The organism is Streptomyces sp. DSM 42067 (genome assembly GCF_055792885.1).
The window spans coordinates 5,962,410-5,987,762 of the sequence record NZ_CM147706.1; the positions used below are offsets into that span (position 1 = coordinate 5,962,410).

Sequence of the window (25,353 nt, forward strand, 5' to 3'; positions counted from 1 at the left end):
GGATGTGGGACGGCACGCCGGCTCGTGGTGTCCCGCGTATACCCGAGGGCACCCCCGCCCATGACGTGCCGCACGTGCGAGGGGGGCACCCCGAGGGGCCGGAGTCGGAGCCAGGTGGTGGCTGGGGCGCCCGTGGTGGTGGGCCGCGGATGGGCGCTTCGTACGCCGCTCCGGTCGCGCCTGCGGGTCCGCGGATCCCCGGGCCGCGCAAGGACTACGTCGACGCGTTCGATGACGACGACGTGTTCGCCCCACGCAACGCCCCCATGGCCGATCGGGCGGCGAACCCCACGGCGCCCGCCGGCCCGCACGCACCCGTCACCGACTGGCGTACGGCTGACGATGCCGATGAGCCGACAACATTCGCACCCGGCGGACCCGAGGACCCCGACGGCCTCGCCGGGCCGAACCGCGCCAAGGACACCGGGGGCGGCAAGGGCCGCGCGCTGGCCGGGGTCGCGGCCGCCGCCGTCACCACCGTTCTCGCCGTGGTCGTCGCCGGACAGGTGACCGGGGGCTACGACACCGCCGACACGCAGACGCAGGCCGCGGACGCCGAACGGGGCACCGACGCCCAGGCCTCGCGTTCCGACGGCCGGGCCACTCCCTCCAAGACGGCGATCGCGGTCCCGGCGACGTACGCCCAGAAGATGAGCAAGAAGTACGCACTCGACCCGCAGATGAAGGCGTCGGGGAAGTTCGCGGTGGTCGCGGGATTCGACAAGGCGCCCGGCACGGGACAGTTGTTCCGCTACCGCGTGGATGTCGAGCAGGGACTCGGACTGGACGGCGAGCTCTTCGCGCAGGCCGTGCAGAAGACCCTGAACGACGACCGGAGTTGGGCCCACAACGGCGGCCGCACCTTCGAGCGGGTCTCATCGGGCAAGGTCGATTTCGTCATCACGCTGGCGAGCCCGGGCACGACGGGAGTCTGGTGCGCCAAGTCCGGGCTCGACACGACTGAGGACAACGTCTCCTGCGATTCGGCTGCCACGGAACGCGTCATGATCAACGCCTACCGCTGGGCGCAGGGCGCGAAGACCTACGGCGACCGGATCTACGCGTACCGGCAGATGCTCATCAACCACGAGGTCGGCCACCGCCTCGGCTTCAACCATGTGACCTGCAGCAGGAACGGCGCGCTCGCACCGGTCATGCAGCAGCAGACGAAGTTCCTGACGTACGGCGGAATCACCTGCAAGGCCAACCCTTGGCCGTATCCGGGGAATTGAGCATCCGACGCAGCATTGCCGCAGCCGTTACGCGGCTTGGGCGTGACGTTGACGCAGCGTAGCCAAATGATCTCCTAGCGCGACAAAACGCGCCCCGCACGGGAAAGTTACGTCCGTTCACCCCTTTTGGTGGCGCGATGGACAACCGTCCATCGCGCCACCGGCATGTCCGCATACGTTCGTCCTGCTGCGGGCCGCCCGGCCGACATGGCGGCCACCTATGGCAGATCGGGGGTGCACTCGTGCGCATCGGACTACTTACGGAGGGTGGCTATCCGTATATGAGCGGTGATGCCAGGCTCTGGTGCGACCGGCTCGTGCGCGGGCTCGGGCAGCACGAATTCGACGTCTACGCGTTCAGCCGCAGCCGGCAGCAGGAGGACGAGGGCTGGATCGCGCTGCCGCCGCAGGTCAACCGGGTGCGGACGGCACCGCTGTGGTCGGCGGACGGCGGAGGCGTGACGTACGGGCGGCGCGCGCGACGGCGGTTCGCCGAGTGCTACGGCGAGTTGGCGGCGGCGCTGTGTGGGGGCGCGGCCGGCGGCGCGGGTGGAGTCGCGGGTGGCGTGCGCAGCGCAGGGGGCGCACGCGGGGCGCGCGGTCACGGCGGGGACGAGGTGTCGGCGGACGGGGTCTCGGGGGCTTCGGTGCCGCGTTCCCTGCAGGGCTCCACGGAGGTGTCCAGCGGCGACGACAGGTGCGTCGGCACCGAGGAGGACCGTTTCTGCAACGCGCTGTACGGGCTCGCCGAACTCGCCCGCGACGAGGGCGGACTGACCGCCGCCCTCCGCTCCGAGACGGCGGTGCAGGCGCTCGAGCGCGCCTGCCGCGCGCCCGGCGCGCCGCGCGCCGCGCAGCTTGCCCGGGTGCCCGACCTGCTCGCCGTCACCGCCCATCTGGAGCAGGCCCTGCGCCCCCTCTCCCTCGACTGGTACGAGGACGACGGGCTCGGCTCGGTCGATCTGTGCCACGCCACGTCCGGCGGCGCAGCCGCACTGGCCGGACTGCTGGCAAAGGACTTCTCCGGGGTGCCCCTGCTCGTCACCGAGTACGGCGTGCAGTTGCGGGCGCACTACCTGGCGGCCCAGGAGGAGCGCTGGCGCGCACCGGTGCGCGCGCTGCTCGCCGCGTTCCACGGCCGGCTCGCCGCCGAGGTCTACCGGAAGGCCACGCTCATCACGCCCGGCAACACACACGCCCGGCGCTGGCAGGAGCGGTGCGGCGCCGACCGGGCCAAGCTGCGCACCGTCTACCCCGGCATGGAGGCGTCCCACTTCGCGGAGGTCGGCGAGAGCACCGAGTGCGCCGACCCCGGAACGCTCGTCTGGGTCGGCCGTATCGAGCCCGGCAAGGACCTGGTCTCGCTGCTGCACGCCTTCGCGGAGATCCGCAAGGAAGAGCCCAAGGCGCGGCTGCGGATCGTCGGTGCGCCCGCCGACGGCGCGGAGGCAGCGACGTATCTCGCCAACTGCCGTGCACTGGCCGCGCAATTGTTCCCCGACGAGGCGGAGGGCGTGCACGCCGTCGGGGACAACCCGGTGTCGTTCGAGGAGTTGGGCGCTCCCGAGGTGCCGGATGTGGCGGAGGCGTATGCGGCCGGGAGCGTCGTCGTGCTGTCGAGCGTCGTGGAGGGCTTCCCCATCGGCCTCGTCGAAGCGATGTTCTGCGGGCGCGCGACCGTGTCCACGGACGTCGGCGCCGTGGTGGAGGTCATCGGCGGCACCGGGCTCGTCGTACCGCCGCGCAATCCGCGCGCGCTCGCGGAGGCCTGCCTCGCGCTGCTGCGCGATCCCGAGCGGCGCGCGCGGCTGGGTGCGGCGGCGCGTGCGCGGGCGCTCGAACTGTTCACCGTCGAGCAGAACATCGCGGCGTTCGGCTCCCTCTACCTGGAGGTCGTCTCGCACTGCCCCGTACGCCGTGAGGCCGTGGACGACGCCGGAGAACCACTCCCCTTCGGCTTGCCGCCCGAGGCCCATGTGCCGGGCAGCTGGACGGGGTTGGCCGACATCGCGGATCAGTCCGGGGGCGGGCCGGCCGGAGGGCCGGTGTCCGGGCGGACCGCGCCGCGTTGGGTGACGCCGACCGGGGCGGCGGGCGGGGCCCGGGCCGGGTTCCCCGCTGGCGCCCGGGCCGCCTTCGGTTCGGGGGAGGGGGCGCTGTGAGCATGCAGGGCACGGAGGAGGCGCTGGCTGAGGTGGGCGCGGCGGGCGTGGCGGGGGCCTCGGGATCGGATGCTGCGTCCGGCGATGCGTCGGACGCGTTGTCCGAGATTTTCGACGCGACTCGTAAGCCTGGGGGGCCGGGGGCCTGGGACAGCCGGTCGGAGGCTCTGCTTTCGCCGGAGCCGGAGCCGGAGCCGGAGCCGGAGCCGGAGCCGGAGCGGGGGCGCGAGCGGGAGCCAGGGGCGAGGTCGGAGCCTGGGCCGGGGTCTGAGCCGGGGTCGGCTTCGGAGCCGCCGTCGGGGCCGGATCCGGGGGCGGCGCCGGAGCGTGAGGCACAGGCCGGGGAAGGGCCGGATGTCTGTGGTGAATCGAACGCCTGGGCGCTGTTGGACCCGTGGGCTCGGTTGGGCTCTGGACTCGGGTCGGAGCGCGAGTCCCTGGCGCGGGGAGGGTCCGAAACCGAGGCGGAGGGCCACACGATCACTTCGGAGGAGGGCGGTTGGCCGTCGCTGACGGAAGGCGAACCCGTGTCTCCGGCGAAGGGTGACGCGGTGTCTCCAGCGAAGGGCGACGCCATGTCTGCGGCGGAGGGCGAATCCATGGCGACGGCAGCGGGCCGTTCCAGGGCTGCGGTGGATGGCGGCGAACTGATCCGACGCGGTTCGGCCGAGGCGCGCGGTCCGGTGTCCACGGGTTCTGGAGATGCTCCCTCGGATGACGGCAGCCACAGCTGGAGCACCACTGACCGGGCCCTCCGCGACGGGGCCGGCGACGGCGACGGCGGTCGTCGTGGCGGTCCCTCTCGCACCGCAGCCCGTACCGAGGGACGCGACGCGCCGCGCGACGGGCGTCAGGACCGGAGCGAACGGCGGCCCGACGGCGCCCGGCGCCGGGCCGTCGACCCCGTCAAGGGCCTGATGCACCAGCACCGCGAGCTCTGCGAGCAGGCCATTGACCCGCTGGAGATCGCCGCCGGGCTCGAGGCACATGGCGTGACCGACCGGACGGCCGCACGATTCCGGCACAGGGACGTCTTCTCGCTCGCCGAGGAGATGTACGCGCGCGTGCCGCGCGCCGGCGAGCCCGCCGAGGCACCCACGGCGCCCGGCGCGCCCGAGGAACGCGCCGGATGGGCCGCGATGGCACTGCTGCCCGGCGCCGTGTGCGTCCTCGTGGTCGCCGGGATGCACTTCCTCGGGGGGCAACTCCGGCTGGCGGTCGGCATCGGTGGCGCCATCGCCGTCACGGCCACCCTGTGTCTCGCGCTCCGCCACGGACCACTGCGCTCGCCGGGACGTACGGGGACCGCCACGCGCGCGTGGACGTGCTGGCTCATCGCGTACGCGGTGTGCGGCGACGGCTTGCTGACAGCCGCCCTCGCGGGCGGGCCCGACGAGCCCTTGCCACTTGCCACGGCGCCTGCCCTCGGCCTCGCGCTCGCCGTGGCACCCGCCACCTGGGGCGCGTACCTCTTCGCGGCCAAGGCCCGGAGCAAACTGGCCCTCAGCCGTGGCCTGGACGAGTTCGGCGCGGCCGTACGGCCCCTGCTGCTCGGCATCTTCGCGCTGTTCTTTACCGCGCTGGGTGCGCTGCTCGGGCTGTCCGGGGCGGTTCTCGGCGAGGCCCCCGCATACGCGGGAGCCGGTGCCCTCGGTGCACTGCTGCTGCTCGCCCGGCTCCTCGCCGTGCACGGTGCCGGCCACGTTCCCGCCGCCGTGCTCGGCGCTGCGGGCGGCCTGGAGATGCTGGCCCTGGCCTCGGCGTTCGCGGGACGCGTGCCCGGTTGCTCCGTCCTGGCCGCTCCCGTCGAAGCCGCCGTCGACGCCGGAGGGCCCGGACTCGTCCCAGCCGCCGTCTGCGGGGTCGCGGCTCTGATGCTGCTGATCCACGCGGTCCGGGGGCTGGCGGCCGCGTCCGCCCATGCGACGCCCGAGGACGCGTCGTGAGCCGCCCGCGCGCGGCTTCCCGCACCTGCGGCCCGGACCCGGCGCCACACCCGTCTGCACCTGCCTCACCCTCCGCCCGCGGTGTCCGCACCGCGGGACCCCTCGACCCAAGGCAAGACCCCGAAGGAGAAGCCCAGATGACCACCACCCTCCCTGGAGAGTCCGTCCCAGGAGCCGCCCGATGAGGGTGTTGCTGATCGGAGCCAACGGATACCTCGGACGGTTCGTCGCCGACCGGCTGGTGGCCGACCCGGCCGTCCAGCTCACCACGCTCGGCCGCGGCGATGACGCGGACGTGCGGTTCGACCTCGCCAGCGGCAGCCCCGGCGCGCTCACCCGCTTCCTGGACGCCGTGCACCCAGGGGTCGTCATCAACTGCGCGGGCGCCACCCGAGGCGGCGCGCGGGAGCTGACCCGGCACAACACCGTCGCCGTCGCCACCGTCTGCGAGGCCATGCGGCGCAGCGGCTGCGCGGCGCGGCTCGTACAGATCGGCTGCGGCGCCGAGTACGGGCCGAGCCAGCCCGGATCGTCCACCGCCGAGGACGCCGTACCGCGCCCTGGCGGCCCGTACGGCGTCAGCAAGCTCGCCGCGACCGAGCTGGTCCTCGGGTCGGGGCTCGACGCGGTGGTGCTGCGCGTGTTCTCGCCCGCCGGGCCGGGTACGCCCGCCGGATCCCCGCTCGGCCGGCTCGCCGAGGCCATGCGCCGCGCCATGCAGTCCGGCGACGGCGAGCTCAAACTCGGCGGACTCGGCGTACAACGCGACTTCGTCGACGTACGTGATGTGGCGCGCGCCGTACACGCCGCCTCCCTGTCAGCCGCCCAGGGCGTCGTCAACATCGGCTCGGGGCGCGCCGTGCGGCTGCGGGACGCCGCCGCCGTCCTCGCCCGGGTGGCCGGTTACGGCGGTGCGCTGCACGAACTCGACACACCGCCCGGTCCGGTGCGGCCGGTCCTCGGGCACCCCCGCCCCGACCCCGACCACCCGTCCCCGCCAGCCACAGCCTTCCCCTATCCGGACGGCTGCGGCAGCTGGCAGCAGGCCGATGTGCGCACTGCACGCGACCGTCTCGGCTGGCGGCCCCGGATCAACCTCGAGGAATCCCTCGCCGACATCTGGATGGAGGCAGCATGCCGTATCTGACCAGTACCGCCACGGGAACCGCGAGCACCGACGTACGTCTCGGGTTCGGCATCCCCGGCTACGCCCACCCCCTCGTCGCCCCCGTGGAGTGGGCCGAACTCGCCCGCCCGGGCACCCCCCTGCACTGGGTGGTACTGAATGTCGCGGGCGGGCCGGGCGTCTGGCCCGACCCCCACTGCCTGGAGGCCGTGGGCCGGGTGCGGAACACCGCACGGGCGCAGGCACGCGACGCCGCGCAGGGCGGGCGCCGGCCGGCGGGCGCGGGGCGTGTTCTCGGTCACCTGGACGCGCGATACGGCGCCCGCGCCTTCGGTGAGCTCGTCTCCGACGCGCACCGCTATCTCGACTGGTACCAGGTCGACGGCTTCCTCATCGACCACTGCCCGACCGAGCGCGCCGCGCTGCCGGAGATACGGCGGACGGTCGCCGCGCTACGCGCACTCCTCGAAGAGCCCCACATCGTGTTCGGGCACGGCACCCACCCCTACCCGGGCTACGCCGAGGTCGCCGACCAGCTGGTGACCTTCGCCGGGTCGTGGAGCGACTACCGCTGGTCGCAGGTGGCCGAGTGGACCGCCGACCATCCGCCCGAACGCTTCTGCCACCTGGTGCACGGCGTGCCCCGCGGCCACCTCGACGAGGCGCTGCGGATCGCACGCTGGCAGGGTGCGTCGACCATCTACTTCACCGATCGCACCCCTCGCGCGGGCTCAGCCGATCCCTGGGCGGGCATGCCCGGCTACTGGGACGAAATCGTCTCGCTGCTCGGACCACCTGTCTCGGAATGAAGAGGGGCGTGGCAGTGTTACACGCAGAACAACCTTCCGTAATACCGACCAACGGAGTCCCCGTGTCGCTGCCACCCCTGGTCGAGCCAGCTGCTGAGCTCACCGTAGACGAGGTCCGCAGGTACTCCCGCCACCTGATCATCCCGGATGTCGGGATGGACGGGCAGAAGCGGCTGAAGAACGCCAAGGTGCTGTGTGTGGGCGCCGGCGGCCTCGGATCGCCGGCCCTGATGTACCTGGCCGCGGCCGGCGTCGGCACGCTCGGAATCGTGGAGTTCGACGAGGTCGACGAGTCGAACCTGCAGCGCCAGATCATCCACAGCCAGGCGGACATCGGCCGCTCCAAGGCGGAGTCCGCGCGTGACTCCGTCAAGGGCATCAACCCGTACGTGAACGTGATCCTTCACGAAGAGCGGCTCGAGGCCGAGAACGTGATGGACATCTTCAGCCAGTACGACCTGATCGTCGACGGCACGGACAACTTCGCGACCCGCTACCTGGTCAACGACGCGTGCGTGCTGCTGAACAAGCCGTACGTCTGGGGTTCCATCTACCGCTTCGACGGCCAGGCCTCCGTCTTCTGGTCCGAGCACGGCCCCTGCTACCGCTGCCTCTACCCGGAGCCCCCGCCGCCGGGCATGGTCCCCTCCTGCGCCGAGGGCGGCGTGCTGGGTGTGCTCTGCGCGTCCATCGGCTCCATCCAGGTCAACGAGGCCATCAAGCTCCTCGCGGGCATCGGCGAGCCGCTCGTCGGCCGCCTGATGATCTACGACGCCCTGGAGATGCAGTACCGCCAGGTCAAGGTCCGCAAGGACCCGAACTGCGCGGTCTGCGGTGAGAACCCGACCGTCACCGAGCTCATCGACTACGAGGCCTTCTGCGGCGTCGTGTCCGAGGAGGCCCAGGAGGCGGCCGCCGGTTCGACGATCACTCCCAAGCAGCTCAAGGAGTGGATCGACGACGGCGAGAACATCGACATCATCGATGTCCGCGAGCCGAACGAGTACGAGATCGTCTCGATCCCCGGCGCCCGTCTGATCCCGAAGAACGAGTTCCTGATGGGCAACGCCCTGCAGGACCTCCCGCAGGACAAGAAGATCGTCCTGCACTGCAAGACGGGTGTCCGCAGTGCGGAAGTCCTCGCCGTGCTGAAGTCCGCGGGCTTCGCGGACGCGGTGCACGTCGGCGGCGGTGTGATCGGCTGGGTCAACCAGATCGAGCCCGAGAAGCCGGTCTACTAGGCCGCGTCGGGCCACCAGGCCTGGCACGCCTCGCTCTCCGGAAGGGGCCTTGCTCGCGACATGCGAGCGGGGCCCCTTCTGTGTGCCAAGCGAGGCTCCCTCCGTGTGCCAAGCGGGGCCCTCCGTGTGCCGAGGCACGCGGCGCTGGGACGCGGGTGTCAGGAGCAGACCTTGCCGTCCTTCGGCACCGTGCCGTCCAGCAGGTAGTCGTTCACCGACTCGTCGACGCAGTCGCTTCCGCTTCCGTACGCGCCGTGGCCCTCGCCCTTCCAGGTGAGCTCCACGCCGACGCCCTCGCCCAGCTCGTCAGCCATCTTGCGGGCGCCCTCGTACGGCGTGGCGGGGTCACCCGTGTTGCCGACGACCAGGATCGGCGCGGCGCCCGGTGCGCTCACCTCAGGGCTGTCGTACAGACCCGGCACGGGCCAGTCGTGGCACCAGCCCGCCGTGTCCCAGCCCAGGAACTCCCCGAAGACCGGCGATATCTTCCGGAATTCGGCCAGCCGCTTCTCGGCCTCCTCGGGCGTCGGGCGGTCCTTGGTGTCCAGGCAGGAGATCGCACGCTGGGCATGGCTCTGCGTGCTGTAGTGCCCCGACGGGTCCCGCTCGTTGTAGGCGTCGGCCAGCGCCAGCAGTTCCGTGCCGTCGCCCGCCTCCGCCGACTCGAGGGCGCTGGTCAGCGCGGGCCAGTACTGCCGGCTGTACAAGGTCACCGTGATCCCTGTGGTCGCGAGGGTCTGGTTGAGCTCACGGTCGCTCGACGTCGGCAGGGGCTTCGCGTCTATTCGCTCGAGAAGATCCACGATCTTCTGTGTGCCCTGCTTCGGGTCCTGGCCGGTGGACTTCAGGTAGTTGTCCAGGGCCCGCTGGAAGCCTCGGGTCTGGTTCTCGGCATGGCCCACCGCGCCGACGCTGGGGTCCACCACGGCGTCGAGCACCAGGCGGCCCGTCCTTCCTGGGAACAGGTGTGCGTACACACCGCCCAGTTCTGTGCCGTACGAGATGCCCATGTAGTGCAGCTTGTCGTCGCCGAGGACCTGGCGCATCAGGTCCATGTCGCGGGCGGCCTCCTCCGTGGAGACGTGAGCCAGCAGCTTCCCCGCGTCGCGTTCGCAGCCCTCGCCGAACTCGGCCGCGTCCTTGAAGTACCTCTTCTCCTCCGTCGCCGTGTCCGGCGTCAGGTCGACCGACTCGGCCGCCTGGATCTCCTTGTCGCTGCGGCAGCGCACACCCTCGCTGGCGGCGACCCCGCGCGGGTCGAAGCTCACCAGGTCGTACCGCTCGCGCAGCGTCGCGTACTGGTCGGCGAAGGACGGGAGCATCGAGACGCCCGAACCGCCCGGACCGCCGAAGTTGAACAGCAGCGAGCCTATGCGCTCACCCTCGCCCGTGGACCTGGCGCGGATGAGCGCGATGTCGATCGTCTCGCCGTCCGGTTTCGCGTAATCCAGCGGCACCTTCAGGGTCGCGCACTGCCAGTGGCTGCCCGGGGCGGGAGCGTCCGCGGTCGCCTTGCAGCGGCCCCAGGCGAGCTTTTGGGAGGTGAGGGACGCCGGCAGGTCCGAGCCCTCGGCGCCCGGGGACGAAGGGGCGGTCGCCGACGGCTTCGCGTCCTCCGACGTGCCGCCCGAGCCGCTGCAGCCGGTCGCCAGCAGTACTGCGGCGGCCAGAGCTGCTGACCGTACGAAGCGCGGCATGGCGCGTCCTTCCCCCTCGAAGCCCCACGAACGACTGTCAGGCCATAGTAGGCAGCGCCACCGACAACGGCAGGCGGGCCCGACCGGCCGGTGGCAGTGCGGCAGTGGCGGGCTGACGGCAGCCACGGCGCGCAGCGGCTCACGAGCGGACAGTGCCCACCGTGCCGTACAGGCGCACCGCGCACCGGCGTCACGCGCAGACCGTGCCCGCCTTCGGCACCGAGCCGTCGAGCAGATAGTTGTTCACGGCGCCCGTCACGCACGTGTTGCCGCTGTCGTAGGCGCCGTGCCCCTGGCCCTTGTACGTCAGTTCCACGCCGACGCCCTTGCCCAGTGCCTGGGCCATCCTGCGCGCGCCCTCGTACGGCGTGGCCGGGTCGCCGGTGTTGCCGATGACCAGGATCGGCGCCGCCCCGGCCGCGCTCACATCGGGGTGGTCGGCAGCTCCGGGGACGGCCCAGTCGGTGCAGCCGAGCAGGCCCCAGGCGAGATAGTCGCCGAACATCGGGGACTCCTTGCGGAACTCCTGGAGGTTCGCCTCCACGTCCGCCATGGTGTAGCGCGGCTTGTCGTCGGAGCAGTTGATGGCGACGTTGGCCGGCACGAGGTTGCTGTACTCGCCGTCCTCGTTGCGTCCGGTCAGCGAGTCCGACAGGAACATCAGGATCTGGCCGTTGCCCTCGTACGCCTGCTGCAGCCCCTCGGTGAGGTACTCCCAGAAGTCCTTCGAGTACAGCGCCTGCAGAATGCCGTTCATGGCGAAGGTCTGGGTCAGGTCCCGCGGGAAGATGCCGGGGATCGGCTTGGCCTCCAGGTCCTTCAGCAGCTTCGCGATGCGGTCCTTCACGTCCTGCACGGTGTCGCCGACCGGGCATTCCTCGACCTTGGACGTGCAGTCCTTCGCGTAGTTGTCGAGCGCGAGCTGGAACCCGCCGGCCTGGCCGAGGGAGCTCTCCTCGGGCGTCACGGTGGGGTCGACGACGGCGTCGAACACGGCACGGCCCACCCTCTTCGGGAACAGATGTGCGTAGACGCCGCCCAGTTCCGTGCCGTACGAGATGCCGAAGTAGTGCAGCTTGTCGTCGCCCAGGACCTGGCGCATCAGGTCCATGTCGCGGGCCGTGTCCGTGGTGCGGACATGGGGAATGATCTTGCCAGAGTTCTTCTCACAGGCGGCGTTGAACGACTTGGTGTTGTCGAGGAGCGCCGTCTGCTCCGCGGTGTCGTCGGGGGTGCCGTCCTGCTCGAAGAACTCGTCGAGCTGCTCGTCGTTCTCGCACACCACGGGGGCGCTGCGGCCGACGCCGCGCGGATCGAAGCTCACCAGGTCGTAGCGGGTGCGCAGCTTGGTGTACTGCTCGCCGAAGGCGGGCAGCGCGGTCACGCCCGATCCTCCCGGGCCGCCGAAGTTGAAGACGAGGGAGCCGATCCGTTTCTCCTTGGGGCCGCTGGCCTGGGCGCGGATGAGCGCGATGCCGATCGTGTCGCCCTTGGGGTCGCTCCAGTCGAGCGGCGCCTTCATGGTGGCGCACTCCCATTCGTCGCCGCCCGGCAGCGGTGAGGGGGACTCACTGCTGCCCTCCAGCGGCGACGGGACCGGGCAGGGTGCCCACTTCAGCTGCTGAGCCGTCAGGTCCTCGTCCTTCGGACTGTCGTCGGTGCAGCCCGCGACCGTGACGGAGAGCAGGGCGGCGGTGGCGAGCAGGGCGGCAGTACGCAGACGGGCTGGGTTCGGCATGCCTTCATCCTGCGGCGGCACCGAACCTCCCGCGCGCGGGGCGCGGGCCGTGCGGGTGAGTTGCGGGGGAGCCCGGGAGCGGTGTCGGGAGAGGGCGGGAGGCGGGCGGCCCGTGAGCGGCGGGGGAGGCGGTGAGCCGCGGTGGCCGGCGCCTCAGAGCGCGCCCTTATGTGTCGTAGCGCGCCCCTTGTCTTTCGGAGCGCACCCTTATGCGGCAGAGCACACCCTTTCCACTCAGAGCGCACCCTTGCGCGTCAGATGGTTGAAGAACAGCCAGCCCGGAAGCACCGGCAGCCACAGCGTCAGCAGGCGGTACAGCAGCACCGCGGGCGTCGCCACCTCCAGCGGCAGCCCCACCGCCACCAGGCCGAACGTCAGCGCGCCCTCGACCGCCCCGATACCGCCGGGCGTGGGCGCCGCCGACCCCAGCGCGTTACCGGCGAGGAAGACGACGGCGACACTGGCGAGGCTCAGCGACGTCGTGTCGTGGCCGAAGGCCCGGATCGACGCGTCCAGGCACATCACGAAGCACGCGGTCAGCAGCAGGACACCGCCGATTCCGGTGACCAGCTTCTGCGGCCTCTGCAGTACGTCGAGCATGCGCGGCACGACACCGGCGAACAGCGACCGCACGCGTGTGACCACGAACTTCCGCAGGAACGGGATCGACGTCACGACCAGCAGCAGCACCGCGACCGTCAGCAGGCCCGCGATGACCGTGCGGGACGGCGACAGCGAAGGCGTCTTCTCCGTACCCGTCAGATAGCCGAAGGCGAGCAGCAGCAGAATGTGCGATCCCAGGCCGACCAGCTGGGACGCGCCGACGCTCGACACCGCGAGCCCTGGCCGCACCCCGGCGCGCTGCAGGAAGCGCGTGTTCAGGGCGACACCGCCCACCGCCGCGGGCGCCACGATCTTCACGAACGACCCGGCGACCTGCGCCGCCACGGCCCTCAGGAACGGCACCCGCTCCGGTACGAAGCCCAGCAGGCTCATGGCCGCTGCGAAGTAGCTGAGCGCCGCGAACAGCACGGCCGCTGCCACCCAGCCCCACTCGGCCTGGGTGAAGAGCGTGCCGAAGTTGATGTGGGTCAGCTGCGTCAGCAGGAAGTACGCACCGATCGCCCCGGCCATGAAGCTGACCAGTGTGCGCGGCCTGATCCGTTCGAGGCGGGCCGGTTCGACGGGCGCCTGCGGCCTGATGAGCAGCACCTGGTGGCGGATCTGGGTGAGCAGATCCTCCTCGCGTGCCTCCTCCAGGGCTTCGTCGATCGCCCGCTTCTCCGCGCGTTTCGCCGCGCGGACCGCGTGCTTCTCGGCTCGGGCGCCCTCTTTACCGGACCGTTTGTCCAGTACAGACCGGTCTGCCGCGGCCTCCGCCTCCTCCGGGGACGCCGCCTTGCCCGTCGCGGCCGCTGCCAGGACCGCCTCGCGTTCGCGGTGCGAGCGCTCGCGGGCCAGCCTGCGCAGCGTCGCGCGCTGGGTGCGGGTCAGCGCGATCGGCTGCAGCAGCGGCAGACAGTCCGCGACGGCGTCAGGACCCAGCACGGCGACCGCCGAGGCGACCGCCCGTTCGGCGCCCACCCGCAGCCCGAGGGTGGTCAGCAGCTGCGCGATGTCCATGCGCAGCAACAGATCGCCGGCCGCGATCTCTCCGCCGCGCAGATCGGTGAGCATCACCTTGCCGGAACGGTCCACCAGGATCGCGTCCCCCGCGAGCCTCCGGTGCGCGATACGCCGCGACTGCAGCGCCTGCACCTGGCGCCAGGTGTCGTGCAGCAGCTCGTCGGTGATCTCCTCGTCCGGCACCGCGTCCAGGGTGCGGCCGCCCAGGTGCTCGTAGACGAGAATCACCGCGTCCGGGCCGAGCTCGGACGTCGCGATCAGCCGGGGGGCGTTGGCGCCGGCCGCGATCGCCGCGTACGCGAGGAGGGCCTCCTGCTCCAGTGCCTGGCGCAGCGACTGCAGGCTTCTGCGGGTCGTGATGCCGCGCAGCGTCAGCCTGCGCCATACGCGGTAGAAGAAGCCCTGCGCCTGCTGCTCACGGTCGACCACCGTGACGTCCAGGGGTGGGCCGTCCTCCAGCGTGACGAAGTAGCGCCGACCGCGGTCCCCGTTCTCCGAGGCGGCGTCCGGCGGCTCGACGCGGGCCGCGCTGACCGGGTGGAATCCGACGTGCCGCAGGCCTGCGAGCAGGGTCTGGCCGGTCGGCTGGACGTTCGGGGAACCGACCGCGTACAGCGTTCCGTACGCCACGGTCCAGCCGATGAGCACCGTCAGGATGATCGAGAACGCCGTCGTGTAGCCGGTGACGAGCATCGAGAAGGCGTCGAGCAGCACCACCACCCACAGCACCGCCCGCCAGCGCGGCCTGCGCGACATGCCGACGGCCGTCATGTACGCGATGACGGGGGCGAGATAGCCGTGGACCGGGTCGGTGAGGGCGTTCATGTCGCCCGGCGACGGCTGGGTCAGCGCGTCCTGGATGGAGTCGGGAGCGGCTCTCGCGACCCACAGGTCGGTGGCGAGTGTCACGCCGTGTGCGAGCACCGCCGCCAGGACGCCGTCCGCGATGCGCAGACCGTCCCGCTTGATCAACCGCTCGATCGCGAAGGCGACGGGCACGAGGAGGATCGCGATGCTGGACGCCAGACCCGCGATCTTGATCAGCAGGTCGGGCGCCTGGCCCGTGCCCTTGTTGATGTCCTGCTCGAGCCCCGTCGTGGTGCCGTGCGCGAACCCCGCGATCGCCAGCACCACGACGATCGCCAGGATGCCGACGAGCAGCCGCATCAGGTCGGAGGGACGGTGCACGCGCGCGGGGAGCAGCGGTTCGTCGCCCTCGAGCTCTTCGGCGTGGGGGTCGGTGGTCTGGTGCCGGGGGCCTGCGGTGGTCTGGTGCCGGGCGCCGGCCTTGCCCGAGGTCTCCTGGGTTTTCTCCGGGCCGTGAGCCTTCTTCATGCTGGTCTTCGGGCTCGGTTCGGCGGCGTCCGCGGTGTCCGGGCCAGTGCCCTGGTCAGAGCCGCGTCCGGTGTCCTGACCAGCGTCCCGGTCGGTCTCCGGGCGCGAGGCATCCGCAGAGGTGCCCGCCGTCTCATCGGGGTGCACGCCCTGCTGCTCCGTCGTCTCTTCCTGATCTCGTATCACCAGACACCGCCCGCACGATGGTGGCATGCCCCGCCGACAGACGTGGGCATCAGGGTGCATTGCGGGGGAGCAAGGCCCCGCCGAAGCCCTCCGCTCCGCCGCTCGGCCCTTGTGCGTGCACACTCCGTCAGGACCCGGTCACGGTGTCGGTGGTGTGCGGCAGGATGGGTCGGATGAGCGAGGAGAGCCCCCCGGCGGGGGACCTGCCGGAGCCCCCGGCGGGAGAGCTGCCGGAGTACGCGGAGCGGGTGCTGGAGGTCGCGGAGCTGATCCCGCCGGGCCGAGTGATGACGTACGGCGACGTGGCCGAGTGGCTGGCGGAGGGAGGTCCCCGCCAGGTCGGCCGTGTGATGGCGCTCTACGGAGGCGCGGTGCCGTGGTGGCGCGTGGTGCGCGCGGACGGAGCCCTGCTGCCCGGCCACGAGCTCGAGGCGCTGGGGCACTATCGCGCGGAGGGCACCCCGCTGCGAGAGGCGGGCCGCTCGGCGGACGGACATCTGCCGCGTATCGACATGAGGCGCGCGAGATGGGACGGCGAAGAAGCCACCCAGGAAGGAGGCACCTAGGACCGAGGCACCTGGGACGCAGGCACCTGGGACGCAGGCACCTGGGACGCAGGCACCTGGGAAGCAGGCACCTGGGAAGCAGGCACCTGGGAAGGAGGGACCCAGGACGGCTCGCAGTGCTCCCCCGGAAAGGGAACCGGGGTACACAGGCGGGTTCACACCAGAAAGCTTCCGGCATTCCGGGGCGTCGCGGAGAACCTGTGGCCCGTACGGGGGAACCGGGCCGCCTTCGGAGACCGCGATACTTGGGCCGCGGGCACCGGGACCTTCCCCCGCCCTCGGCCGGGAGCGCCTCGCGCTCACCGCCCTCGACGCAGCCACCGCTCCACCCGTGCGGCTGCTGCCCCACAACCAGCACATCCACCAGGACCGGCGAACCACGTGAGCTCCTCTTCTTCCACCCGGCGCCTGTCGCACCCCCAGGTACGACAGGGGACCCGTGGCGCGTACCGACTGGTGCGTACCCCGCCGGCTCCGGTGGATCCCCCTCGTCTGGACGCACGACAGCGCGCGGTGGTTGACCATCCGGGCGGTCCCCTGCTCGTCCTGGCGGGACCGGGCACGGGCAAGACCACCACCCTGGTGGAGGCCGTCGCCGCGCGGATCGCGAAAGGCACCGACCCGGAGCGCATCCTGGTCCTGACCTTCAGCCGCAAGGCGGCCGTGGAGCTGCGCGACCGTATGGCGCTGCGCATCGGAGCCGCAAGCGCCCCGCAGGCCACCACCTTCCATTCATTCTGCTACGCACTCGTACGGGCCTATCAGGACGCCGAGATGTTCGTGGAGCCGCTGCGGCTGCTTTCCGGACCCGAGCAGGACGTGACGGTGCGCGAACTCCTGGCCGGCCAGGCCGCACTCGCACAGGAGGGGCTGCTCCATGTCCGGTGGCCGGACGAGCTGCGCGCCTGCCTGACGACGCGGGGCTTCGCCGACGAGGTGCGCGCCGTGCTGGCCCGCAGCCGTGAGCTCGGCCTGGGGCCGGACTCGCTGGCGGCCTTCGCCGCGCGTATCGGCCGCCCGGACTGGGGGGCCGCGGCCGCGTTCCTCGCCGAGTACCTCGACGTACTCGACATGCAGGGAGTCCTCGACTACGCGGAACTGGTGCACCGCGCGGTGCTGCTCGCCCAGCGGCCCGACGTCGCGGACGAGCTGTCCGCGCGCTATGACGCGGTCTTCGTGGACGAGTACCAGGACACCGATGCCGCGCAGGTACGGCTGCTGGGGGCGCTGGCCGGGAACGGCGGAGGGACGCCACTGCGTGGGGGCGCCCGCGCGCGGGGGGCCGATGTGCCGGGGGCCGATGTGCGGGGGTCTGGTGTCGCACGGGGGTCTGGCGTCGAACAGGGCGCTGGCGTCGAACGAGGCTCTGGCGCGTGGGGCGGTGGTGCTCGTGGGGCTGGTGCGCGGGGCGATGGTGCGCGCGGGGTTGGCGCGCGGGGCGACGGTGCGCGTGGGGCTGGCGCGCGCGGGGCCGGCCGCACGCTCGTCGCGTTCGGCGATCCGGACCAGTCGATCTACGCGTTCCGGGGCGCCGATGTGAACGGCATCCTGGAGTTCCCGGAGACCTTCCGCCGCGCGGACGGCACACCGGCGCCCGTGGAGGTGCTGCGCACCTCCCGCCGCTCGGGTTCCGCACTGCTCGCGGCCACCCGGCTGCTCGCCCAGCGCATGCCGCTGACACGCCTGCCCGCCGACAAGGTGCGGGCGCACCGTGAGCTGACCGCGGTGCGGGACGGCGGCCGCGTCGAGGTCTACACGTATCCGACGCCCGGCACGGAGCTCGACAACATCGCGGACATCCTGCGCCGGGCCCACCTCGAGGACGGCGTCCCCTGGAGCGAGATGGCCGTCCTGGTGCGCGCCGGTTCTCGCACCATCCCCTCGGTACGCCGCGCCCTGACCACGGCAGGCGTACCGCTCGACATCGACGGCGACGACCTCCCGCTGCGCCACGAACCGGCGGTCACCCCGCTGCTCACCGCCCTCAGGGCGGTGGCGACGGCGGCGCTGGCACAGGGCGAGCAGGGTGCGCCCGAGGAGCCCGGCGCGCCCGAGGATCCGCCCGTTGCCGAGGCGTCCCAGGAGCCCCCCGCTTCGGACGCGCCTCAGGAGCCGCCCGCTGCCGAGCGGTCGGCCGCGCCCGAGGAGCCCGGGGAGTCGCCCGCGCCCGCCGCACCCGGAGAGTCGCCCGCGCCCGCCGCACCCGGAGAGTCGCCCGCGCCCGCCGCACCCGGGCAGTCGCCCGCGCCCGCCGCACCCGGGCAGTCGCCCGCGCCCGCCGCACCCGGGCAGTCGCCCGCGCCCGCCGCACCCGGGCAGTCGCCCGCGCACGTCGCGGCTGGCGCGTCCGGCGCGCCCAGCCCGCCCTGGCTCGACACCGAGACCGCGCTCACCCTCCTCACCTCACCCCTCGCCGGCATGGACGCCGCCGATCTACGCCGTCTGGGCCGCGCCCTGCGCGAGGAGGAGCGGGCCGGCGGCAACCATGTGCCGCCGCCCTCCGACGCGCTGCTCGCGCGCGCCCTCGCCGAGCCCGAGCGCCTCGCCGCGCACGACCCGTCGTACGCGCGCGGGGCCCAGCGCCTGGGCGCTCTGCTGCGCAAGGCGCGGGAGCTCCTCGCGGGCGGGGGAACCGCGGAAGAGGCCCTGTGGGAGCTCTGGGACGGCACCCCGTGGCCACGGCGGCTCGAGCGGACCGCACGCCGCGGCGGCGCCGCGGGGCGCAACGCGGACCGCGACCTCGACGCGGTGTGCGCGCTGTTCGCGACGGCCGCTCGTGCCGAAGAGCGCACCGGCGGCCGCGGAGCCCTCAACTTCCTCGAGGAGATCGAGGCGCAGGACATCGCCGCGGACACGCTCGCCGGCAGGGCGGTACGGCCCGACGCCGTACGCCTGATGACCGCCCACCGCTCCAAGGGCCTTCAGTGGCGGCTCGTCGTCGTCGCGGGCGTGCAGGAGGGCCTGTGGCCCGACCTGCGCCGCCGCGGCTCCCTCCTGGAGGCCGACCGCATCGGACGCGACGGCCTCGCAGAGCCGCTCACTCCCGGCGCGCTCCTCGCCGAGGAGCGCCGCCTGTTCTACGTGGCCGCCACGCGCGCGCGGGAACGCCTCGTCGTGACCGCCGTGAAGGCGCCCGCGGACGACGGCGACCAGCCCTCGCGCTTCCTCACCGAGTTCGGCGTCGAACCCAAGGACGTCACCGGCCGCCCCCGCCGCCCGTTGTCCGTCGCTGCCCTGGTCGCCGAACTGCGCGTCACCACGGTCGACCCGCGCGTCTCCGAGCCACTCCGCGAGGCAGCCGCCCGGCGCCTGGCCCGCCTCGCCGCACTCACCGACGAGGACGGCAGGCCGCTCGTACCGTCCGCGCATCCGTACCGCTGGTGGGGCATGTACGACCCCACGCAGAGCAAGGTGCCGCTGCGGGACCGCGACCAGCCCGTCGTACTCTCCGGAAGCTCCCTCGACCAGCTCGCCAACACCTGCGCCCTGCAGTGGTTCCTCGGCCGTGAGGTGAAGGCCGACGCGCCTGCGACCGCCGCCCAGGGCTTCGGCAACGTCGTGCACGTCCTGGCCGATGAGGTCGCCTCCGGCCGTACGCCGGCCGACCTCGCCGTCCTCATGGAGCGCCTCGACTCGGTGTGGGACGCGCTCGCCTTCGACGCGCCCTGGAAGTCCGCGCAGGAGAAAGAGCACGCGCGCGTGGCGCTCGAACGCTTCCTCCAGTGGCATGTGACAGACCGCGGGGGCCGGACCCCGGTCGCAAGCGAACACGACTTCGACGTGACCCTCGAGGCGGGCTCCTACGAAGTACGCATCCGGGGCTCCATGGACCGCGTCGAACAGGACGCGGAAGGCCGCGCGTACGTCGTCGACTTCAAGACCGGCAAACAATCGGTGAGTACCGCCGACGTGGCCCGCCACCCCCAGCTCGCCGTCTACCAGCTGGCCGTCCGCGAAGGCGCCGTCGATGAGTTCTTCGACGGCGAGCGACCCGAACCGGGCGGTGCCGAACTCGTCCAGTTGCGTCAAGGCGCCATCAGGAAGAACGGCGGCGAGGACTTCCCCAAGGTCCAGGATCAGAAGCCGCTTTCCGGCGACTGGGTCGGCGACCTGCTGGCCACCGCCGCGGGCAAGGTCCTCGACGAACGCTTCACCCCCGCCGCCGGCCAGCACTGCACGCACTGCGCATTCCGCGCCTCGTGCAGCGCACGCCCCGAGGGACGGCACGTGGTCGAGTGACGCAGCGGGTCGCACCAGGGTGACGCGGCGTTCGCACGAGGGGTGAGGCGGTGGTCCGCAACCGGAGTGACATACCGCACCACACGCGCTGACCTGCGCTTCTTCCGGCCAGGGCGGCAGAAGCGGTCCGGGCTGTCAGCGGGCGCGGCTAGCCTCTCTGAGGTGTCGGCCCGTATCACTGACCCCGAGCAGCTCAAGGAGCTCCTCGGGATTCCGTTCACCCCGGAGCAGATGGCGTGCATCACCGCACCGCCCGCTCCGCAGGTGATCGTGGCCGGAGCCGGGTCCGGCAAGACGACCGTGATGGCGGCACGCGTGGTGTGGCTCGTCGGCACCGGCCAGGTCGCCCCGGAGCAGGTCCTCGGCCTGACCTTCACCAACAAGGCCGCCGGCGAGCTGGCCGAGCGCGTACGGAAAGCACTGATCAAGGCGGGGGTCACCGATCCCGACGTCATCGACCCCGACAACCCGCCGGGCGAGCCCGTCATCTCCACGTACCACGCCTTCGCGGGCCGCCTGCTCACCGACCACGGACTGCGCATCGGCGTGGAGCCCACGGCCCGGCTGCTGGCCGACGCCACCCGCTTCCAGCTCGCCGCGCGCGTGCTGCGCGAGGCGCCGGGCCCCTATCCGGCGCTGACCCGCTCCTTCCCGGACCTCGTCAGCGATCTGCTGGCGCTCGACGCCGAGCTCGCCGAGCATCTTGTACGCCCCGAGGAGCTGCGGGCGTACGACGCCGAGCTGCTGCACACCCTGGGGCGCGCGAAGCTCACCAACGCCGACCTGCGCAAAGTCCCCGAGGCGGCCGAGGCCCGGCGGGAACTGGCCGAGCTCGTGGCGCGCTACCGGGCGGCCAAACGCGACCGCGACCTCCTCGACTTCGGCGACCAGATCGCCCTCTCCGCGACACTGGCCAGCACACGGCCCGAGGTCGGCGCGATCCTGCGCGACGAGTTCCGCGTCGTGCTGCTCGACGAGTACCAGGACACGTCGGTCGCCCAGCGGATCCTGCTGGCGGGCGTGTTCGGCGGCGGCACCGGCCACCCCGTGACCGCCGTCGGTGACCCCTGCCAGGCGATCTACGGCTGGCGCGGCGCCTCCGTCGCCAACCTCGACGACTTCCCCGAGCACTTCCCGGGGGCCGACGGCCGGCCCGCCACCCGCTTCGCGCTGAGCGAGAACCGCCGCAGCGGCGGCCGCCTCCTCGACCTCGCCAACGGCCTCGCCGAGCCCCTGCGCGCGATGCACGCGGGCGTGGAGGCCCTGCGGCCCGCACCCGGCGCCGAGCGGGACGGCGTCGTGCGCTGCGCCCTGCTGCGCACCCACGCCGAGGAGATCGACTGGCTCGCGGACTCGATCGCCCACCTCGTCCGCACGGGCAAGGCGCCCGGCGAGATCGCCGTGCTGTGCCGCACGGCGGCCGACTTCGCCGAGATCCAAGGAGCCCTCGTCGCCCGCGAGATCCCCGTCGAGGTCGTGGGCCTGTCCGGGCTGCTTCATCTGCCGGAGGTCGCCGATCTCGTCGCCGTCTGCGAGGTCCTCCAGGACCCGGGCGCCAACGCCTCCCTCGTACGGCTGCTGACCGGCCCCCGCTGGCGCATCGGCCCCCGCGACCTCGCCCTCCTGGGCCGCCGCGCCCGCCTCCTCGTCGCGCACGCACGCGTGGGGGACCAGGACGATCCCGACCGGCGGCTCGCCGAAGCCGTCGAGGGCGTCGATCCGGCCGAGGTCATATCGCTCGCCGACGCACTGGACACGTTCCTGGAGACCCCGTTCGACGCGGATGGCGCGGCAGGGGACGACGACGGGCTGCCCTTCTCGGCGGACGCACGCGTACGGTTCGCGCGCCTCGCCGCCGAACTGCGCGACCTGCGCCGCTCCCTGTCCGACCCGCTGATGGACGTACTGCACCGCGTCCTGGCCGTCACCGGCCTTGAGGTCGAACTCTCCGCCTCACCCCACGCGCTGGCCGCCCGACGCCGGGAAACGCTGTCGAACTTCCTCGACATAGCCGCGTCCTTCGCCGCCAACGAGGGCGAGGCGAGCCTGCTCGCGTTCCTCGGCTTCCTCCGTACCGCCGCCCAGTACGAGAAGGGGCTCGACAACGCCCTTCCCGGCGGCGAGAACACGGTCAAGGTCCTGACCGCCCACAAGTCCAAGGGGCTGGAATGGGACGTCGTCGCCGTTCCGGGCCTGGTCACGGGTACCTTCCCCAGCACCCAGGGCCGCGAGAAGTGGACCGCCCAGGGCAAGGTCCTGCCCCACGCCCTGCGCGGCGACGCGGCCACGCTGCCCGACATCCAGGCCTGGGACGCGAAGGGCATGAAGGCCTTCCACGAGGCGATGAAGGACCACCAGCGCACGGAGGAACTCCGCCTCGGCTACGTCACGTTCACCCGCCCCCGCTCCCTCCTGCTCGCCTCCGGCCACTGGTGGGGCCCGTCCCAGAAGAAGCCACGCGGACCGTCGGACTTCCTCCAGGCCCTGCACGACCACTGCGCGGCAGGCCACGGCGAGATCGAGGCATGGGCCGAAGCACCGGACGAGGACGAGGAGAACCCGGCCCTGCGGCAGACGTCCGGCGACCACGCCTGGCCGCTCCCGCTGGACGAGGCGGCAACGGCCCGCCGCCGCGCGGCTGCCGCCACGGTGCTCGCGTATCTGGAGCGGCAGACGGGGGGCGCAGACGCTCCCACAGGGGGCGCGGGCACCACGGAGGCCGCCCGCGCCCACGCTGAGGCGCACCCGGCGGCGTACAGCGTCCCGACCGCGCACGACGCCGCATCCGCGTACGACGACCCGGAATGGCCCCCTCCGCCCGAGGACGACGAGCCCCCGTACGAGGACGGAGACTTCCCCGAGGGGGATATCCCGGAAGGGGACTCCCCGGAGCGGGACGTCCCTGAGGAGGTCTTTCCCGAGGAGGTCTTCCCCGAGGACGACACAGCCGACTGGGACTCCTGGACGCCCGAGCGTCCCACCGTCCCCAGCCAAGCCACCGCCCACGCGCGCGTGCCGCACCAGTCGCCGCCGCCGGACATCCGCCCGCACCCCGCCGACACAGACGGCGACGCCACGGTCCTGCCGGAGGTCTTCACCCCGGAGGCCCACACCCCCGAGGAGGCCCGCACCATCGCCTCCTGGGACCGCGATCTGGACGCCCTCACGGGTGAACTCCTCCGGGCCCGGGAAGGCGTCAGGGACGTCCCCGTGCCGTCCTCGCTCACCGCCTCCCAGCTGCTGCGCCTCGCCGCCGACCCGGACGGCTTCGCACAGGACCTGGCCCGCCCCATGCCCCGCCCGCCGGGCCGCGCCGCGCGCCGCGGCACGCGCTTCCACGCCTGGCTGGAAACCCGCTTCGACGCGCTGCACCTGCCGATGCTCGATCCGCTCGATCCGGAGGAGCTGCCCGGCAGCGAGGCGGAGATCGCCGACGAACGCGACCTCGAGGCACTCAAGGAGGCCTTCGAGCGCACCCCGTACGCGCACCGCACCCCGTACCGCGTCGAAGTGCCCGTGCAGCTGGTGATCGCCGGCCGCGTCATCCGCGGCCGCATCGACGCCGTCTACAAGGACGGCGACGGCGACGACACCACGTACGAGATCATCGACTGGAAGACCGGCCGTACGAGCCCGGTGGCCTCTGCCGTCGGCGACCCGCTCCAGCTCGCGGTCTACCGCCTGGCCTGGGCCGAGCAGCACGGCGTCCCGCTCGAGTCCGTACAGGCCGCGTTCGTCCATGTGCGCAGCGGGGAGAGCGTTCGCCCCCACCGTCTTCCCGGCCGCGCCGAGCTGGAACGCATCCTGCTCGCGCGGCCGGAGCCGGGGGACCGGGATCCGGCGTCCCAGGAAGCGCCCGGGCGCACCTCCGCGGACCCCCGTGGCGGGGAGCCCGCGGCACCGCCCGGACAAGCCCCCGGCGAACCCCGGAACGCGGCCCTCGACGAGCCCCGGGAAGCGTCCCCGGAGGAACCGCCGGACGAGCCCGCCCACGTGGGCCGATAAGGTCGTGAGCATGAGCAAGCCCGTTGACAGTGCCGTCAGCGCCGTCCGTACGTACATCCAGCACCACCGTGAGGCCTTCCTCGACGATCTCGCCGAGTGGCTGCGCATCCCGTCCGTCTCGGCCCAGCCCGACCACGCGGGCGACGTACGGCGCAGCGCCGACTGGCTCGCCGCGAAGCTCAAGGAGACCGGATTCCCGGTCGCCGAGGTCTGGGAGACCGCAGGCGCACCCGCCGTCTACGCCGAATGGCCATCGGACGACGCCGGGGCGCCCACCGTGCTGGTCTACGGCCACCACGACGTGCAGCCCGCCGCCCGCGAGGACGGCTGGGACACCGACCCCTTCGAACCGGTCGTCCGCGGAAACCGCCTCCACGCGCGCGGGGCGGCCGACGACAAGGGGCAGGTGTTCTTCCACACACTCGGTGTACGGGCCCACCTCGCCGCGACCGGCCGCGCCACCCCCGCCGTCCACCTGAAGCTCCTCATCGAGGGCGAGGAGGAGTCCGGCTCGCCGCACTTCCGTGCCCTCGTGGAGGAGCACGCCGACCGCCTCGCCGCGGACGCGGTGATCGTCTCCGACACCGGCATGTGGTCCGAGACCACACCCACCGTCTGCACGGGCATGCGCGGCCTCGCGGACTGCGAGATCCAGCTCCACGGCCCCGACCAGGACATCCACTCGGGCTCCTTCGGCGGCGCCGTACCGAACCCCGCCACCGCCGCCGCCCGCCTCGTCGCGGCTCTCCACGACGACCACGCGCGCGTGGCGATCCCCGGCTTCTACGACGGCATCAAGGAACTCACGCCCCACGAGCGTGAACTCTTCGCCGAGCTGCCCTTCGACGAAGAACAGTGGCTGCGCACGGCCAAGTCGTACGCCACCCACGGCGAGGCCGGACACACCACCCTGGAGCGCATCTGGGCCCGCCCCACCGCCGAGGTCAACGGCATCGGCGGCGGCTACCAGGGCCCCGGCGGCAAGACGATCATCCCGTCCTCCGCGATGCTCAAGCTCTCCTTCCGGCTGGTCGCGGGCCAGGACCCGGACCACATCGAAAAGGCCGTACGCGCCTGGGTCGCCGAACAGCTCCCCGCCGGCATCCGGCACGAGATCACCTTCGGCGGCGCCACGCGCCCGTGCCTCACGCCGCTCGACCACCCGGCCCTCCAGTCCCTCGTACGCGCCATGGGGCGCGCGTTCGGGCAGGAGATCCTCTTCACCCGCGAGGGCGGCTCCGGACCGGCCGCGGACCTGCAGGACGTACTCGCCGCACCCGTCCTCTTCCTCGGCATCTCGGTGCCCTCCGACGGCTGGCACGCGCCCAACGAGAAAGTCGAGCTCGACCTCCTCATCAAAGGCGTCGAGACCACCGCATACCTGTGGGCGGACCTCGCGGAGAACTGGCGCGATGCAGGCTGACGCTCCCGTGAACCACCGGGGC

General features: G+C 72.5%; 13 protein-coding genes. 10 read left to right on the forward strand and 3 right to left on the reverse strand.

Going from position 1 to position 25,353, the window contains the following annotated elements:
- The first annotated feature begins 149 nt into the window (after positions 1-149).
- The 6 genes from ACSMXV_RS27285 to moeZ all read left to right on the forward strand — a co-directional run bounded on the left by ACSMXV_RS27285 (position 150) and on the right by moeZ (position 8,516).
- The gene (locus ACSMXV_RS27285; protein ID WP_473173865.1) at positions 150-1,232 is read left to right on the forward strand and encodes a DUF3152 domain-containing protein; all 1,083 of its coding nucleotides are present in this window, start codon (positions 150-152) and stop codon (positions 1,230-1,232) included.
- A gap of 281 nt (positions 1,233-1,513) precedes the next feature.
- Positions 1,514-3,394 (forward strand): glycosyltransferase, encoded by a 1,881-nt coding sequence (locus ACSMXV_RS27290; RefSeq protein ID WP_473173866.1) that lies wholly within the window; start codon positions 1,514-1,516, stop codon positions 3,392-3,394.
- A 575-nt stretch (positions 3,395-3,969) separates the two neighbouring features.
- Positions 3,970-5,340: a hypothetical protein gene (locus ACSMXV_RS27295; protein WP_473173867.1), complete on the forward strand. Its 1,371-nt coding sequence runs from the start codon at positions 3,970-3,972 to the stop codon at positions 5,338-5,340.
- A gap of 181 nt (positions 5,341-5,521) precedes the next feature.
- Entirely contained in the window at positions 5,522-6,487 is a 966-nt protein-coding gene (locus tag ACSMXV_RS27300; protein ID WP_473173868.1) for an NAD-dependent epimerase/dehydratase family protein, read from the forward strand.
- Positions 6,475-7,275, forward strand: coding sequence for a spherulation-specific family 4 protein (locus ACSMXV_RS27305; protein ID WP_473173869.1), 801 nt, complete (start codon positions 6,475-6,477; stop codon positions 7,273-7,275). Before ACSMXV_RS27300 ends, ACSMXV_RS27305 begins: the two co-directional genes overlap by 13 nt.
- A gap of 62 nt (positions 7,276-7,337) precedes the next feature.
- Entirely contained in the window at positions 7,338-8,516 is a 1,179-nt protein-coding gene (moeZ, locus tag ACSMXV_RS27310; protein ID WP_181655359.1) for an adenylyltransferase/sulfurtransferase MoeZ, read from the forward strand.
- A 158-nt stretch (positions 8,517-8,674) separates the two neighbouring features.
- On the opposite strand, the gene ACSMXV_RS27315 is transcribed toward moeZ, so the two are convergent.
- From ACSMXV_RS27315 to ACSMXV_RS27325, 3 genes are all read right to left on the reverse strand, one after another.
- Positions 8,675-10,213, reverse strand: coding sequence for an alpha/beta hydrolase (locus ACSMXV_RS27315; protein ID WP_473173870.1), 1,539 nt, complete (start codon positions 10,211-10,213; stop codon positions 8,675-8,677).
- A gap of 190 nt (positions 10,214-10,403) precedes the next feature.
- Entirely contained in the window at positions 10,404-11,951 is a 1,548-nt protein-coding gene (locus ACSMXV_RS27320; protein WP_473173871.1) for an alpha/beta hydrolase, read from the reverse strand.
- 234 nt (positions 11,952-12,185) lie between these two features.
- A complete protein-coding gene (locus ACSMXV_RS27325) occupies positions 12,186-15,098 on the reverse strand; it encodes a lysylphosphatidylglycerol synthase domain-containing protein (protein ID WP_473173872.1) in 2,913 nt (970 codons plus the stop codon).
- A 173-nt stretch (positions 15,099-15,271) separates the two neighbouring features.
- On the opposite strand from ACSMXV_RS27325, the gene ACSMXV_RS27330 reads away from it, so the two are divergent.
- The 4 genes from ACSMXV_RS27330 (at position 15,272) to ACSMXV_RS27345 (ending at position 25,331) form a co-directional block, all read left to right on the forward strand.
- Entirely contained in the window at positions 15,272-15,664 is a 393-nt protein-coding gene (locus ACSMXV_RS27330) for an MGMT family protein (protein WP_473173873.1), read from the forward strand.
- Between the two features lie 381 nt (positions 15,665-16,045).
- Positions 16,046-19,903 carry an ATP-dependent helicase gene (locus ACSMXV_RS27335; protein WP_473173874.1) on the forward strand — a complete coding sequence of 1,286 codons (3,858 nt, stop codon included), beginning with the start codon at positions 16,046-16,048 and terminating at the stop codon, positions 19,901-19,903.
- Between the two features lie 162 nt (positions 19,904-20,065).
- Entirely contained in the window at positions 20,066-23,908 is a 3,843-nt protein-coding gene (locus ACSMXV_RS27340) for an ATP-dependent helicase (protein WP_473173875.1), read from the forward strand.
- Between the two features lie 10 nt (positions 23,909-23,918).
- On the forward strand, positions 23,919-25,331 hold the full coding sequence (locus tag ACSMXV_RS27345; protein WP_473173876.1) for a dipeptidase: 1,413 nt from the start codon (positions 23,919-23,921) through the stop codon (positions 25,329-25,331).
- Positions 25,332-25,353 lie beyond the last annotated feature (22 nt).